This is a genomic window from Bacteroides sp. AM54-2NS (assembly GCF_003602935.1).
Lineage (GTDB): Bacteria > Bacteroidota > Bacteroidia > Bacteroidales > Bacteroidaceae > Bacteroides > Bacteroides xylanisolvens.
The window spans coordinates 1-16,546 of sequence record NZ_QTMZ01000035.1 but is presented as its reverse complement, the minus strand read 5'-3'; the positions used below and the strand labels follow the sequence as shown (position 1 = coordinate 16,546).

General features: G+C 40.0%; 10 protein-coding genes and 2 pseudogenes. 9 read left to right on the top strand and 3 right to left on the bottom strand.

The window, feature by feature from the left end; all coding sequences use genetic code 11:
- Positions 1 to 3 precede the first annotated feature (3 nt).
- The 4 genes and pseudogenes from DXA05_RS18660 to DXA05_RS26550 all read left to right on the top strand — a co-directional run bounded on the left by DXA05_RS18660 (position 4) and on the right by DXA05_RS26550 (position 5,207).
- Positions 4 to 2,442 (top strand): polysaccharide biosynthesis tyrosine autokinase, encoded by a 2,439-nt coding sequence (locus tag DXA05_RS18660; RefSeq protein WP_128859480.1) that lies wholly within the window; start codon positions 4 to 6, stop codon positions 2,440 to 2,442.
- Between the two features lie 351 nt (positions 2,443 to 2,793).
- Positions 2,794 to 4,355: pseudogene (locus tag DXA05_RS18655) on the top strand (ATP-binding protein).
- 161 nt (positions 4,356 to 4,516) lie between these two features.
- The gene (locus DXA05_RS18650) at positions 4,517 to 5,047 is read left to right on the top strand and encodes an HU family DNA-binding protein (protein WP_008022512.1); all 531 of its coding nucleotides are present in this window, start codon (positions 4,517 to 4,519) and stop codon (positions 5,045 to 5,047) included.
- Between the two features lie 67 nt (positions 5,048 to 5,114).
- A complete protein-coding gene (locus DXA05_RS26550; RefSeq protein ID WP_151433315.1) occupies positions 5,115 to 5,207 on the top strand; it encodes a smalltalk protein in 93 nt (30 codons plus the stop codon).
- A gap of 87 nt (positions 5,208 to 5,294) precedes the next feature.
- On the opposite strand, the pseudogene DXA05_RS18645 reads toward DXA05_RS26550, so the two are convergent.
- Positions 5,295 to 7,042 (bottom strand): annotated as a pseudogene (locus DXA05_RS18645) (AAA family ATPase).
- Between the two features lie 228 nt (positions 7,043 to 7,270).
- On the opposite strand from DXA05_RS18645, the gene DXA05_RS18640 reads away from it, so the two are divergent.
- The 5 genes from DXA05_RS18640 to DXA05_RS18620 all read left to right on the top strand — a co-directional run bounded on the left by DXA05_RS18640 (position 7,271) and on the right by DXA05_RS18620 (position 13,405).
- Complete coding sequence (locus tag DXA05_RS18640; protein ID WP_009039563.1) at positions 7,271 to 9,598, top strand: transglycosylase domain-containing protein; 2,328 nt, start codon at positions 7,271 to 7,273, stop codon at positions 9,596 to 9,598.
- Positions 9,599 to 9,722: 124 nt separating this feature from the next.
- Positions 9,723 to 10,109: a 2-amino-4-hydroxy-6-hydroxymethyldihydropteridine diphosphokinase gene (locus DXA05_RS18635; protein ID WP_009039564.1), complete on the top strand. Its 387-nt coding sequence runs from the start codon at positions 9,723 to 9,725 to the stop codon at positions 10,107 to 10,109.
- The gene (gene kdsB, locus DXA05_RS18630) at positions 10,110 to 10,862 is read left to right on the top strand and encodes a 3-deoxy-manno-octulosonate cytidylyltransferase (protein WP_008022505.1); all 753 of its coding nucleotides are present in this window, start codon (positions 10,110 to 10,112) and stop codon (positions 10,860 to 10,862) included.
- A 4-nt stretch (positions 10,863 to 10,866) separates the two neighbouring features.
- The gene (locus tag DXA05_RS18625; protein ID WP_008022503.1) at positions 10,867 to 12,150 is read left to right on the top strand and encodes a pitrilysin family protein; all 1,284 of its coding nucleotides are present in this window, start codon (positions 10,867 to 10,869) and stop codon (positions 12,148 to 12,150) included.
- An 85-nt stretch (positions 12,151 to 12,235) separates the two neighbouring features.
- Complete coding sequence (locus tag DXA05_RS18620; RefSeq protein WP_128859479.1) at positions 12,236 to 13,405, top strand: phosphatidylinositol-4-phosphate 5-kinase; 1,170 nt, start codon at positions 12,236 to 12,238, stop codon at positions 13,403 to 13,405.
- A 291-nt stretch (positions 13,406 to 13,696) separates the two neighbouring features.
- Here the strand turns inward: DXA05_RS18620 and DXA05_RS18615 are convergent, their stop codons facing one another.
- Entirely contained in the window at positions 13,697 to 15,055 is a 1,359-nt protein-coding gene (locus DXA05_RS18615; RefSeq protein ID WP_008022065.1) for a transposase, read from the bottom strand.
- A 214-nt stretch (positions 15,056 to 15,269) separates the two neighbouring features.
- Positions 15,270 to 16,211 (bottom strand): ribose-phosphate pyrophosphokinase, encoded by a 942-nt coding sequence (locus tag DXA05_RS18610; RefSeq protein ID WP_165861529.1) that lies wholly within the window; start codon positions 16,209 to 16,211, stop codon positions 15,270 to 15,272.
- Between the last annotated feature and the right edge of the window lie 335 nt (positions 16,212 to 16,546).

The window sequence follows — 16,546 nt, the reverse complement described above, 5'->3', positions numbered from 1 at the left end:
GCAATGAAAGAAACAGATTTCAACGAAGCACAAGAATCTAAGGAAGAAAATATAGATGTCAAGGAACTCTTGTTTAAATATTTGCTCCACTGGCCTTGGTTTGTGGGTGCGGTTATAGCGTGTTTGATTGCGGCATGGGTCTATCTTTATATGTCCACTCCTGTATATAATATTTCTGCTACGGTTTTAATAAAGGATGATAAGAAAGGTGGTAGTGCCGGAATGCTTTCCGGGTTGGAGAGTCTGGGATTGGATGGTATGATCTCTTCTTCGCAGAATATTGATAACGAGATTGAAGTTCTCCGTTCAAAGACTATCGTCAAAGAGGTGGTTGAAGATTTGGGACTCTATATTTCTTATACAGACAAGGATGAATTTCCTTCCAGAAACCTGTATAAGACTTCACCAGTACAAGTGAGCTTGACTCCACAGGAGGCTGATTTGTTGGAGGAGCCGATGATTGTAGAGATGATGTTACAACCACAAGGAAGTATGGATGTGACTGTGAAGATTGACGATGATGAATATCAGAAACATTTTGAGAAATTGCCGGCGGTTTTTCCTACTGATAAAGGGACATTGGCTTTTTTCCTGACGCCGGACTCGGTATTATCTTCTAAAAGAACATTGGAAGAAACTACAAATTTGGAAAAGACTACACGCAATATAACAGCAACAATTAATAAGCCTTTGGCTGTAGCGAAAGCGTATTGCAAGAATATGACTATTGAGCCTACTTCCAAAACTACTTCTGTAGCTGTCATATCATTGAAAAACTCAAATGTGCAGCGAGGCAAGGATTTTATCAATAAATTATTGGAGATGTATAATATCAATACGAATAATGATAAGAATGAAGTGGCACAGAAAACAGCCGAATTTATCAATGAACGTATTAGTATTATCTCCAAAGAACTGGGTAGTACGGAAAAGGACCTGGAAAGTTTTAAACGTGGGGCAGGTATTACGGATTTGACCAGTGATGCTCAGATAGCTTTAACTGGTAGTGCTGAATATGAAAAGAAGCGTGTGGAGAATCAAACCCAGATTAATTTGCTGCAGGATCTGCAGAAATATATGCAAAATGAAGGTTATGAGGTTCTGCCCAGTAATATCGGATTGCAGGATTTGAATCTTGCTGCTGCTATCAACCGTTATAATGAGGTGCTTGTTGAGAGAAAACGTTTGCTGCGTACATCAACGGAGAATAATCCTACCATTATAAACCTGGATACCAGCATTAGTGCAATGAAAGAGAATGTCCAAGTCTCTTTAGACAGGGTTTTGCGTGGATTATTTATAACAAAGGCTGATTTGGATCGTGAAGCGAACCGTTATTCCCGTCGTATCAGTGAGGCGCCTGGTCAGGAGCGTGAATTTGTGAGTATTGCGCGTCAACAGGAGATAAAGGCCGGACTTTATCTGATGTTACTTCAGAAGCGTGAGGAGAATGCTATAACTTTGGCTGCTACTGCCAACAATGCAAAGATTATAGATGACGCGATAGCAGATGATGCTCCTGTATCTCCTAAAGGTAAGATGATTTATCTGGTTGCCTTAGTGTTAGGAGTGGGAATTCCGGTGGGAGTTATTTATTTGCTTGAATTAACCAAATTCAAGATTGAGGGACGTTCTGATGTAGAAAAACTGACTAATGTACCTATTGTCGGTGATATCCCATTAACTGATGAAAAACAGGGAGCTATTGCTGTATTTGAGAATCAAAATAACCTGATGAGTGAAACCTTCCGCAATATCAGAACGAATCTTCAGTTTATGCTTGAAAATGACAAGAAGGTGATTTTAGTTACTTCTACAGTTAGTGGTGAAGGTAAATCTTTCATTTCTGCTAATCTTGCTATCAGTCTTTCTTTATTAGGCAAAAAGGTTATTATTGTCGGTTTGGATATTCGTAAACCGGGTTTGAATAAGGTATTTAATATTCCAAGAAAAGAAGTGGGTATAACTCAATATTTGGCCAATCCGGAAAAGAATTTGATGGATTTGGTACAACCCTCTGATGTTAGCAAGAATTTGTATATTCTTCTTGGTGGAACAGTTCCTCCTAATCCGACTGAATTGTTGGCACGCGATGGATTGGATAAAGCAATTGAAACACTCAAGAAGAATTTTGATTATGTAATTTTAGATACAGCTCCTGTTGGTATGGTAACTGATACATTGCTGATAGGACGTGTGGCTGATTTATCTGTTTATGTTTGTCGTGCAGATTATACTCACAAGAATGAGTATACTTTGATCAATGAACTTGCTGAAAATAATAAATTACCTAAGCTGTGTACTGTAATAAATGGTTTGGATCTGAAGAGAAGAAAGTACGGTTATTATTACGGTTATGGCAAATATGGCAAGTATTACGGTTATGGTAAACGATACGGTTACGGTTATGGATATGGAGAACAAACTCACGACAAGGAATAGTAAATCCAACCAATATAATGGTCAATAAACTTCGATGCTGGATGCATAGATGAGATCCATTGATGACCTCTATTTTAAGTTAATAATGTCATAGAGTACTTTTAATACTTTACACAAAAGTGAGATGGAATATGTAGGTCCCTAACTTCATGCTACACACATGAAGAACCCTACATTTTGTGGTCAGGAAATATACAGCGGTGTATTCCTGATCAACGCCCTCATATCGGTGCAAATCCGATGTGATTTCTATTATATCAACTGTCTGTGAAGATCGTTGATATTTTTTTTTGTAAAACAGTGAATGGCGTGATGAATATTTTTTGTAGCTTTGTGAAAAATCGAATTGAAATGGCAAATTTACGAAGATACCCCATTGGGATACAGACTTTTTCGAAGATACGGGAAGGGAATTACCTTTATATTGATAAAACGGAATATGTTTATCGGATGACTCATTCGGCTTCTAGCTATATGTTCTTGAGCCGTCCACGGCGTTTTGGCAAATCATTGCTAACTTCTACGTTACATAGTTATTTTTCCGGTCAGAAAGAGTTATTTCAGGGGTTGGCTATGGAAAAACTAGAGGAGGACTGGGTGGAATATCCGGTGCTTCACTTTGATATGAGTACCGCCAAACATGCAGACTGTGAACAGCTGTTGCAAGAGTTGAATATGAAGCTAATCCGTTATGAGGAGGTTTACGGAAAGATGGAGGGAGAGGTTAATCCAAATCAGCGTCTGGAAGGACTCATCAAGCGCGCTTACGAGCAGACAGGGAAACAAGTGGTTGTGCTGATAGATGAATACGATGCTCCTCTGCTGGATGTAGTACACGAGGAAGAGAGTCTTGGCGTATTGCGTAACATCATGCGCAATTTCTACAGCCTCTTAAAGCGTGTGATCCTTATTTGCGGTATGTGTTTTTGACCGGTATCACCAAATTCTCCCAACTTAGTATATTTAGTGAATTGAACAATATCAAGAATATTAGCATGAATGAGTCTTATGCTGCCATTTGCGGTATTACAGAAAACGAGATACTTGCCCAAATGAAAGATGATGTAGACGCATTAGCCCAAAAACTGGAGGTTGCTTCTGAAGAGGTATTGGCAAAACTGAAAGAAAACTACGACGGCTATCATTTCACTTATCCGTCTCCTGATATATATAATCCATTCAGTTTGCTTAACGCTTTTGCAGATGGTAAATTTAATTCTTATTGGTTTGGTAGTGGTACGCCTACTTATTTGATAAAGATGCTGGATAAATTTGGTGTAGCGCCTTCCGAGATAGGGAGAAAAACTGCAGTTGCGGAGGATTTTGATGCACCTACAGAAAGGATGGTGAGCATTACTCCATTGTTATATCAAAGTGGCTATATCACGATAAAAGATTATGATAAGGAGTTGGATTTATATACATTGGATATTCCTAATAAGGAGGTAAGAATAGGTTTGATGAAAAGTCTTCTTCCTAATTATGTTGCTAGTAAAACACCGGAAACCAATACTATGGTAGCTTATCTTTCCCGTGATATTCGTAATGGTGATATGGATGCTGCTTTACGTCGTTTGCAAACGTTTCTGTCTACCATTCCTCAATGTGATAATACGAAATATGAGGGGCATTACCAACAGATGTTTTATATTATATTCAGTTTGTTGGGCTATTATGTAGATGTGGAGGTTCGTACTGCCAGTGGACGGGTGGATATGGTGCTTCGTACAAAGACTACGTTGTATGTGATGGAATTGAAACTGGACAAGAGTGCGGATAGGGCGATGGAGCAAATTGATCTGAAGAATTACCCCAAACGTTTTGCTTTGTGCGGATTGCCTATAGTAAAGGTGGCTGTCAGTTTTGATAGCGAACAGTGTACAATAGGGGAATGGAAAATTCTAAAAGTTTAATTATATTGCTGATTAATAAATTGTTATATACTAGTATGAATATAAAGAGCTCCGCAAGGGGCTTTTTTCTTTTCTATCCGGAATAAAAGCGGCACCTTTGCATTGTTGATCAACGAAACGTGAATAAATAACTTGAATTTAAATCTTTAAAAAAACGTAGTATGAGTGTAATTTACAAAGTCATTACGCGGCCGACGGATCCGCGTGTTCCCAATTCTCCCAAGAGATATTATCCGCATCTGATCACTTTAGGTCAGTCTGTCAATCTGAAATATATTGCACAGAAAATGCAGGATCGTTCCTCGTTGTCTGTCGGTGATATCAAGAGTGTGATCCAAAATTTTGTGGAAAAGATGAAGGAGCAGCTGCTGGAAGGTAAGTCTGTGAATATTGAAGGTTTGGGTGTCTTTATGTTGACTGCTCGTTCGAAAGGTGCTGAACTGGCGAAGGATATTAATGCCAAAAGTGTAGAGAGTGTTCGTATCTTTTTTCAGGCGAATAAAGAGCTGCGCGTTACAAAGACTGCCACCCGTGCAGATGAGAAGTTGGATTTGATTAGCTTGGATGAATATCTGAAGAAGCTTAATATGACTATTTCTCCTAATGATCCTGAAAAACCGGATGATGGTGGAGAAGAAGGTGGAGGAAATGAAGGTGGCGGTAGCGGAGAAGCACCGGATCCTGCCGCATAATGAATTGTCAATTAATGATTGATGGTTAGGGTGTTTATTTAGTGTTTAATAAAAAAGAAAAATGTCTATGAAAAAAACGTGGAGTATTATTTTGAAAGTGATTATTGCTGTTGCTGGTGCAATTGCCGGAGTGGTCGGTGTACAGGCAGCAAACTTGTAATTGATTATCTTATAAATAGGTATATTTATGAATGAATAACAGGCGGGAAAAATCCCGCCTGTTTGTGTTTTAGATATAATTAGAGAATTATACTTCCTCGCATACTCTCATTTCCATTCCTTTATACACTACTACAATCTTATGCAACTGTGTGGTGCCAATTGCATTTTTCACTGTATCAGTATCAGCATAACGGTTTGTTTGGGCGATACCTTCCAATCGTAATTCTTCCACACGATTCTCTGAATCTTTGTATTTGGCATATTTCAACTCGATTATGTAGCTGTGTTTCATGTCGGGATAAATATCCAATAATGGAGATAGGAAGATGTCGGCATATCCCTCTTGTGTGTCTGCCTCCGAAATGGGACGGTAGAATCGGTTTTGTGCAGTCATGGCTAATGTGAAACCATGCACGAAAAATTCTCCCTTTTGTTTGTCACGCTGGGAGGCATAACTCTTCAGGCAATCGGCTATATAATCAAAATATGCTTTCCATGTACCTCGATAAGCGAGTGAACTGGATAATTCATTTTTTTCATAATTACTGAAGCTTAAGTTGGCTTCATTGTAAGTGTTCAATAGATAGGTGTAAAGCTGTTCGCGGACTACTTGATTAGGAATGGTGAGTTTGCACTTTCCTTCATGTGTACCATTAATAGTAAGCATACCAAAATAATAGAGTAGGCTGATGAAGTTGTCTGGATCAATAATACTGGCGGCTGGAAATCCTTTCTTCACTTCTCCAGTGATGTAGCTTGGCTTATTAAGGTCTGTATGATGGAAGCATCGTGCGCAAACTCTTTATCTTTGCGGATGAGCATACGCAATTTCTCGTAGTCGATACGGATGTTGTCTTCTACCATGTCCTTCGGTACTTCACCGTATCGGATGTAGTTTTTGACGAAATAAAGCACCATGTTAGAATTGTACATAGTGGTTTGACCATAACATTCTTGTGCAAAGCAGTAATTATCATACCACGGTTTCATAATTTCTATCAATTCATCGATGGTATGGTTGAAATGCCCTGTATTAGAATAATAAGTTAACATTTCGCGAACTTCACTTTCTGTGAATCCCATCATTTCATTGAATTCTGATGAAAGGGAGTAATTAGTGCCGATATTGAAGCCGCTGGTCAAGTCATCCATTGTTACGGGACTGACACCTGTGATGAAACAACGTTTGATGCTGGAGTCGGTACCGGATTTTATTTTATTGAAGAAGGCACGTAAATAACCTTCTTTGTGTGTCTCATCAGTGTAACGGTTCATGCTGTCGACATCAGAGAGTATTGTATTGGTGAAATGGTCATATTCATCAATGAAGAGATAAATCTTTTGATTTACACGAGCGCATTCCGTAAACAGATATTCGAATTGGCTGACTGCCCCGTCTTTTTCGTTCATTTTTTCTTTGATTCCTTCGGGTAAATAGTCGGCATAAACATCGCAGAAATAGTCAAATACGATTTTGCAATGTTCGTCTAGACCTTTGCGGTAGCTGTGTAAATCTCCACTGATTCCTGAGAAATTTAATTTTATTACTAGATAGCTATTACGGTCTTTCGTAGGGTGCTTTCCGATATAAAGGTCGCCAAATAAAGCGTCAAACTTATCTTTGGTACGTATGTCATAATAATGTTGAAGCATATTCAAGGTCAGACTTTTTCCGAATCGACGCGGACGGATAAAAAAGAAGAAACGATCCGACTGCTCTATCAAAGGGATGAAAGCGGTTTTATCCACGTAATAATAATTGTCCAAACGAATGTCCTCGAAGTTCATCATACCATAAGGTAACAACTTCCTGTCTGATAATACATATTCCATAATTTATACCTTTTATATGAATATACTTTGAATAAGTGTAGACAAAGATACTTCCTTTCCGCTACTTTCCCAAACAAACGTTCTTTCTTTTTGGTTTCGTACTATTTGTTATGAGTGCCGCTCCATATTTTAACAAAATAGAAATTATAATCAAACTCGTTGGCTGAATAGCGGATTTTATCTACCTTTGTACCTTAATTAAATGCGTCATTTTAAGCAAGAAAAAACATGATTCGAAAAATAATAAAGGCTCTTTGGATATTTCTGGCAGTCATTGTGTTGGCTATTGTTGTCATCTTTGTCTCTATCTCAAAGGGTTGGATTGGCTATATGCCTCCTGTAGAGGAACTTGAGAATCCGAGCTATAAATTTGCAACGGAGATTTTCTCTGAAGATGAAAAAGTGCTTGGTACGTGGTCTTACAGTAAGGAAAACCGGGTGTACACAGCTTACAAGGATTTGTCGCCTAGTATTATCAATGCTCTTATTGCAACGGAAGATGTTCGTTTTGTCGAACATTCAGGAATTGATGCCAAGGCATTGTTTCGTGCGTTTGTAAAACGTGGTTTGATGTTTCAGAAAAATGCAGGTGGAGGTAGTACCTTGTCGCAACAGCTTGCCAAACAGTTGTTTACAGAGAATGTGGCGAGAAATACACTGCAACGTCTTTTCCAGAAACCGATTGAATGGGTGATTGCGGTGAAGCTTGAACGTTACTACACCAAAGAGGAAATATTGAGTATGTATCTCAATAAATTTGATTTCCTGAATAATGCGGTTGGTATTAAAACTGCTGCGCATACCTATTTCGGCTGCGAACCGAAGGATTTGAAGATTGAAGAAGCGGCTACGCTGGTTGGTATGTGTAAGAATCCGTCGCTTTACAATCCGGTTCGTTTCAACGAACGTTCGCGTGGCCGTCGTAATGTAGTGCTTGAGCAGATGCGTAAAGCTGGTTATATCACAGATGCAGAATGTGATTCTTTGCAGGCTCTTCCGCTGAAACTAAAATATAACCGCGTTGACCACAAAGAGGGATTGGCTACCTATTTCCGCGAATATCTCCGTGGTGTGATGACAGCACCGAAACCGGTAAAAAGTGATTATCGTGGTTGGCAAATGCAGAAATTCTACGAAGATTCTATTGCGTGGGAAACTAACCCGTTGTATGGCTGGTGTGCAAAAAATAAAAAGAAAGACGGTACGAATTATAACATCTATACAGATGGATTGAAGATTTATACAACGATCAATTCACGTATGCAACAATATGCAGAGGATGCCGTAAAAGAACACTTGGGTGACTATTTGCAACCTGTATTCTTCAAAGAAAAAGAGGGAAGCAAAAATGCCCCGTATGCAAGATCACTACCGGAAAAACGAGTAGAAGAGTTGCTGACAAAAGCTATGAAGCAGACGGATCGTTATCGTCTTATGAAAGAGGCGGGAGCTTCGGAACAGCAGATTCGTAAAGCGTTCGATACCCCGGAAGAAATGACTGTCTTTTCCTGGAAGGGAGATAAAGATACAATTATGACACCGATGGATTCCATCCGTTACTACAAATCTTTCCTGCGGACAGGATTCATGTCGATGGATCCGGTAAGCGGACATGTGAAGGCTTATGTAGGCGGACCGAATTATGTATATTTCCAGTATGATATGGCAATGGTGGGACGTCGTCAGGTAGGTTCTACTATCAAACCGTATTTATACACATTAGCAATGGAAAATGGCTTTTCTCCTTGTGATCAGACACGCCACGTAGAGCAAACGTTGATTGATGAGAACGGAACTCCTTGGACGCCTCGTAATGCAAATAATAAACGTTATGGGGAAATGGTGACTCTGAAGTGGGGATTGGCTAATTCTGATAACTGGATTTCTGCTTATTTGATGGGCAAACTGAATCCGTATAATCTTGTACGTTTGATCCATAGTTTTGGGGTTCGTAATAAAGCAATTGACCCGGTGGTTTCGCTTTGTCTGGGACCTTGTGAAATTTCTGTCGGTGAGATGGTAAGTGCATATACAGCTTTTGCCAATAAAGGAATTCGTGTGGCTCCATTGTTTGTTACACGCATTGAAGATAGTGACGGTAATGTGCTTTCTACCTTTGCACCGCAAATGGAGGAGGTGATAAGTATTTCAAGTGCATATAAAATGCTGGTTATGTTGCGCGCCGTTATTAATGAAGGAACAGGTGGACGTGTTCGTCGTTATGGAATTACCGCTGATATGGGTGGAAAAACAGGTACGACCAATGATAACTCTGATGCTTGGTTTATGGGATTCACTCCTTCGCTGGTATCCGGTTGTTGGGTAGGTGGTGACGAACGTGACATCCATTTCGGTAAAATGACCTATGGACAGGGAGCTGCTGCTGCTTTGCCTATTTGGGCATTGTATATGAAGAAAGTGTATGATGACCCGACTTTGGGATATGACCAGCAGGAGAAATTTAAACTTCCTGAAGGATTTGATCCGTGTGCCGGTTCGGAAACTCCGGACGGAGAGGTGATAGAAGAGGGGGGATTGGACGATCTTTTTAACTAAGTCTGAAATAAGTATTAAGTATAAAGTATTAACCGTAGCGTTTGGGGCACTGAACTGTAGGTGTAATATCTCTAATATCTAATGTTTAATACTTAATACCTAATACTTAAATACTTATTTTTTAATGCATAGGTATATTGTTTGCATAGGGAGTAATTACAACAGGAAAGAGAATTTGACTTTTGCCAGACAGGAACTGACTGAATCGTTCTCTTCTATATGTTTTGCGCCCGAATTGGAAACTGAACCTTTATTTTTTAAGAATCCGGCCTTGTTTGCCAACCAAGTGGTTATGTTCTTTTCCGATAAAGATGAAGAGGTAGTGAGGAAAATGCTGAAAGATATAGAACAGAGGTCCGGACGTCGTCCGGAAGATAAAAAAGAGGAGAAAGTTTGTCTGGACATTGACATGCTTTTATATGATAACAAAATAGTAAAACCGGAGGATTGGCAAAGGGGATATATACAACAGTCATTATCTGCCTTCCATTCTTCATTATTTATTAAGTAGATGAAATTTCTTGGAATTATACCTGCCCGCTATGCATCCACTCGTTTTCCTGCAAAACCGTTGGCTATGTTGGGTGGAAAAACTGTTATACAACGTGTGTATGAGCAAGTGGCTGGCGTTTTGGATGACGCTTATGTAGCCACGGACGATGAGCGTATTGAAGCTGCTGTCAAGGCGTTCGGAGGTAAGGTTGTGATGACTTCTGTTCATCATAAAAGCGGTACGGACCGCTGTTATGAAGCCTGTACAAAGATTGGAGGTGACTTTGATGTCGTGGTCAATATACAAGGAGATGAACCTTTTATTCAGCCTTCACAATTGGATGCGGTAAAGGCTTGTTTCGAAGATGTAACCACGCAGATTGCCACGCTGGTGAAACCTTTTACTGCAGATGAACCGTTTGCTGTACTGGAAAACGTAAATTCACCGAAAGTGGTAGTCAATACGAACTGGAACGCGCTTTATTTTAGCCGATCCATTATTCCTTATCAGCGTAATGCCGAGAAACAGGACTGGCTGAAGGGACATACCTACTACAAGCATATCGGACTGTATGCCTATCGTACAGATGTGCTGAAGGAGATAACCATGCTTCCGCAGTCTTCTCTGGAACTGGCTGAATCTTTGGAGCAGCTCCGTTGGCTGGAGAACGGATATAAAATAAAGGTGGGCATTAGTGAAGTAGAAACCATCGGAATCGATACCCCGCAAGATTTGGAACGGGCAGAAGAGTTTTTGAAGAATAGAATCTAATCGTATGGATCGTAAAATACAACCTGAAATACAAACCCTGAAAAATTTTCGTATACTTCCTCCCGTCCGAATGACATTGCCAAATGGTATTCCATTGACTGTTATTAATGCGGGTGAACAGGAAGTAGTACGCATAGATGTGCTTTTCGCTGGAGCCCGTTGGCAGCAGTCGCAGAAACTGCAAGCCTTGTTTACAAACCGGATGTTGCGCGAAGGTACGACAAAATATACGGCTGCTACCATTGCCGAGAAACTGGATTACTACGGTTCGTGGCTCGAACTGTCCAGCTCGTCGGAGTATGCATACATCACTGTTTATTCGTTGAATAAGTATTTGGCGAAAACATTGGAAGTGGTAGAATCCATGATTAAAGAACCGCTTTTTCCGGAAAAAGAATTGCATACTATCCTCGATACCAATATCCAACAATATCTGGTCAATACTTCCAAAGTTGATTTCCTGGCACATCGTGGTCTGTTGAAGTCGCTTTATGGCGAACAGCATCCATGTGGTAAAATAGTGGTGGAGGAAGATTATCATGCTATCACTCCGGAAGTGCTTCGTGAATTTTATGAACGGTATTACCATTCGGGCAATTGCTCTATTTTCTTATCCGGCAAGGTGACGGAGGATATTATCAGCCGGGTGACGGATACATTCGGCACTTCTTTTGGTCAACATCAACAGCCGGCATCGAAATTAAGTTTTTCTTTTACTGCCGTTCCCGAAAAGAGGATTTTTATAGAACGTGAGGATGCCATGCAGAGTGCTGTAAAGATGGGATATACAACCATCACTCGTAACCATCCTGATTATCTGAAACTCCGGGTATTGATGACTTTATTCGGAGGCTATTTCGGCAGTCGTCTGATGTCTAATATCCGTGAAGAAAAGGGGTATACTTATGGCATTTCAGCAGGAATCATGTTTTATCCGGATAGCGGATTGCTGGCTATATCGACAGAAACGGATAATGAATATGTGGAACCGTTGATACAGGAAGTATATCATGAAATTGACCGTCTGCATCAGGAACCTGTGTCGATGGAAGAACTGACTATCGTACGCAACTATATGTTGGGCGAAATGTGCCGTAGTTATGAGTCTCCTTTCTCACTTTCGGATGCATGGATCTTTATTGCTACTTCCGGTCTGGATGATGACTACTTTTCACGTTCTCTGCTGGCTGTAAACGAGGTTACTCCTGCAGAAATACAAGATTTGGCACAGCGCTATTTGTGCAAAGAGACATTAAAAGAGGTCATTGCAGGTAAAAAGTTGTCATAAATTGCTTTCCGAAAGTGGGCTGTTTGGGATAGAAATTGTATCTTTGTCCAAATTGTAATTCTAAAATGAGTAACGACTAAAACCAATGAGGAAATATCTATATACTACACTTTTATTGGCTCTCCTCGCACAAGAGGGAGTAATGGCACAAGAAAATGAAGGAAAAAAAGGCGGATTTTTCGGAAAAATTAAAGATACATTCTCCACTGAAATAAAGATTGGCAACTATACTTTTAAAGATGGTAGTGTCTATACGGGAGAAATGAAAGGCCGAAAACCGAACGGAAAAGGAAAAACGGTTTTTAAAAACGGTGATGTCTTTGAAGGTGAATATGTGAAAGGGAAACGTGAAGGATATGGAATTTATATGTTCCCCGACGGAGAAAAATATGAAGGACAGTGGTTCCAGGATCAGCAGCACGGAAAAGGTATCTATTATTTTATGAATAATAACCGTTACGACGGTATGTGGTATCAGGATTATCAGCATGGTGAAGGAACTATGTATTATCATAACGGTGATTTGTATGTAGGTCATTGGGTAAATGATAAGCGTGAAGGCGAAGGTACATATACTTGGGCAAACGGTGCCAAATATACCGGTCACTGGAAAAATGATAAGAAGAACGGTAAAGGTATCATGAACTGGGATGACGGCTGTAAATACGATGGAGACTGGAAAGATGATGTTCGTCACGGAAAAGGGGTATTTGAGTATACCAATGGAGATAAATATGATGGTGACTGGGCGGATGATATTCAACATGGAAAAGGTACTTATTACTTTCACACGGGCGACCGTTATGAGGGCTCGTATCTCTTAGGTGAGCGAACCGGTCCAGGAGTTTATTACCATGCTAACGGTGATAAATATGTAGGTAATTTCAAGAACGGCATGCAAGACGGAAAAGGTACTTTTACCTGGGCGAATGGTGCTGTGTATGAAGGAAGCTGGAAAAATAATAAACGTGATGGTAAAGGAATTTATAAATGGAGCAATGGCGATGTTTATGACGGTGACTGGAAAGATAACCGTCCCAATGGACAAGGCACTCTGAAAACTGTTGCTGGTATGCAATATAAAGGTGGGTTCGTTGATGGATTGGAAGAGGGTCAAGGCGTACAAATCGACAAAGATGGTAATCGCTTCGATGGCTTTTTCAAACAAGGAAAGAAGGATGGTCCTTTTGTAGAAACAGATAAAGATGGAAAAGTGATTAAAAAAGGAACCTATAAATTCGGAAGACTCCAATAATAAATGAAGAATGATGAATGATGAATGAAAAATTGGTTGCTTACTATCACCAATTCAAATTCTTAGTAGGGATATTCAGTAAATGTTCCTCTTTCTAAAAAATCAAGAGAAAAGCTTTGCTTTACGTGAGCTTTTCTCTTGATTTTTTCGTTCAACTCTCCCAGTCTTCTATCTTTTTTGTAGAATATTGTTTACATATTCTTATTTTTTCCTTCCCACCCATGCATTATGTACATGTCTTTTTTAGGGGAAGTTAAAACCTCTCCTGTTTTTCCTGTTATTTTAGTTAGATTATGCTGCCTTTCTTTTTTTCTTTTCGACCTTTTCTATCATACATACCGCATTGGCTGTATGTATCCCAAAGAAAATCCAAAGTACTTCCGTTTTCCTGTTTCTAGCTTTTATCCTGGCCAGTGAGTAATGTTGTTTCTGCGTTCCAAAACTTCCTTCCAGGCGGGTAGCTCTTTCACGGCTGAGTTCCGACCGTAAGATTTTCCGAAGCGGCTCATCTTTGGCAGCTCTGCCCTTACGCTTAAAGGAAGTACTTATATGATATTTTGTACAAAATTTCCGGTTGGCATTATTGGCATAGATTGAATCCGCCGCAAGCGCCTTAACCCTAACCCCGGTCAGTTGTTGTTGCAGATGAATACAGTCTTTCAAACGTACTCCTTCGTTAAAAGCCTTAAAGGAGATATGTTCTATAAAGGAGATTCCGTCTATCTGTATATTGTTGACTTTGGCTCCGAATTCAACGGATTTGGTTTCCTTGCCTCTGATAATGGGGCGAAGGTAATGCCGGTCGATACTCACGATACGGTTGGACACTTTTTTGCCTGCAAATAAATTCTTCCCTTGCTCAAGGACTGTCTGTATGACCGAGAAACGTCTTTGGTAATCAGAGGATAGTGTAAGCCTGTTCCTGTAGGATGAATGAAGCAGCTCCAGCTGGTCAAGTAACTTTTCCAATAACTGAAGTAACCTTCGTGTAATCATACGAGTCTGTGATTTCTTGCGTTTACGCAGTTTGCTATAAGCAAGATAGGCACGGCGTACATCAAGATACTTGTTACGGGGACGTTGTATGTGCAAGGTCTGGCAATGTTTGCACAGATGACGATGAAGCCATACAATACCTTCCCATAAGAGTTTGGTATCAGTAGGGAAACGCAGATGACTTTCATAACAGGTGGCATCGGTCATACAGACATGAAGGTTCTCAAGATAAGGTGTCCAATGCTCGGCAAGAATGAGCTGGAGGGACTCAACGTCAAGGCGATCCGCTAGTTCCTGACGAATTGCACTAACGATTTTAGGATTGGTTAGTGGATGAAGCGGATCAATCTGAACACCACAAAATAACTGGTAATGAATATTACCGTTTAAATGCTCAATCAGTTGTGCATCGGAAAAGTTGGTATAGGACTTCAAGACCATCAAGGCTATTTTACCTTCGGGAGAAAAATAACTTTTACGCCCAAAAGGAGAGGACTTCAAATGCATTTGTCGGGCCAGTTCCGAGAAAGGGAACAGAGAATGGAGGCGACCTAATTCACTCGTTGCAAAACTTTGACGATATTTTTTAAGCATATCGAACTCGGTAAAACCTAAACAAGGTTCGATTTCTGAGATTTTTTGTATCTTTACCATGTGTTTTTATTTTTAATTACCCCCGTTTTGGCCGTCAAACCGTTTTTGGGGGGGAATGCTTAAAGATACAAAAAAGGCAACTAACTCGCAATGAATTAGTTGCCTTAAATTTTATTATTTTAGGAATATCCCTTAGTATGTTGAGACAAATAAGAAAGCCGGCTAAACTTGAAATTAGCCGCTTTCTTATTCTTCATTCTTTATTTATCATTCTTCATTTAAATGATATATTGTGACTGATAGATTCGTTATTCATTACTCGTTTGATTGTTTCAGCAAACATATCAGCAATGCTCAACTGTTTCACTTTCGGGCATTTCTTAGCGTAAGGGATACTGTCAGTAAATACCATTTCTGTCAGGGCAGACTCTTGCACACGGAAAGAAGCCGGATCAGACATTACGCAATGACTGGCAATAGCGCGTACAGATTGGGCACCGGCTTCCAACATGATGTTGGCTGCTTTGGTGATTGTTCCTGCTGTGTCTACGATATCATCAATCAAGACAACGTTTTTACCTTCCACGTCACCGATGATTTGCATAGATGCTACTTCATTGGCTTTTTCACGTGATTTGTTGCAGAGTACCAATGGTACGCCAAGGTATTTGGAGAAAGTGCTGGCGCGTTTTGAACCTCCTACGTCCGGTGTAGCAATAACCAGATTTTCCAACTGTAAAGACTGGATGTAAGGGAGGAATACTGCTGATGCGTACAAGTGATCTACCGGGATATTGAAGAATCCCTGGATCTGGTCAGCATGCAAATCCATCGTAATCAGTCGGTCGATACCTGCAACAGACAGCAGATCAGCTACCAACTTAGCCCCGATAGATACACGAGGTTTGTCTTTTCTATCCTGACGAGCCCATCCGAAATAGGGGATTACAGCTACAACGCTCTTTGCTGATGCACGTTTAGCAGCATCAATCATCAGGAGAAGTTCCATTAAGTTGTCTGAGTTAGGGAAAGTGGATTGAACCAGGAATACATGTGCGCCACGAATTGACTCCTCGTATGAAACCGCAAATTCGCCATCGGCAAAATGGGTAATGTTCATATTTCCCAGAGGACAATCCAGGCTCGCGCAGATTTTTTCTGCAAGATATCTCGAGTTCGTTCCCGAGAATACCATAAAGGGTGCTTTTTCGCTCATTTTGTAATAGATGTTACCTATTTGTTAATTTGCCTGCAAAGGTAGGAATTTCTCTTATTATTTAGAAGGACTTATTGTATAAAAAATATTTTTCTCTCCAACTTATCGGAAATATTTGTAGATTTGCTTTCTGAAAACAGTTAATAGTCAAAAATGAGTTCACGTTTTCCTTTATATATAATAGGTATAGTGTTGTTTACCTCTTTTTTTTCGTGCACTGATATGGTGCCGACCAAAGAGGTGCGCCTGATTGATTCTTTAAACGGGAAAGCGTATACTTATCGTTATCGAAGCTTGGATTCCTCCTATAAATATGCCAATGAAGCTTATCAACA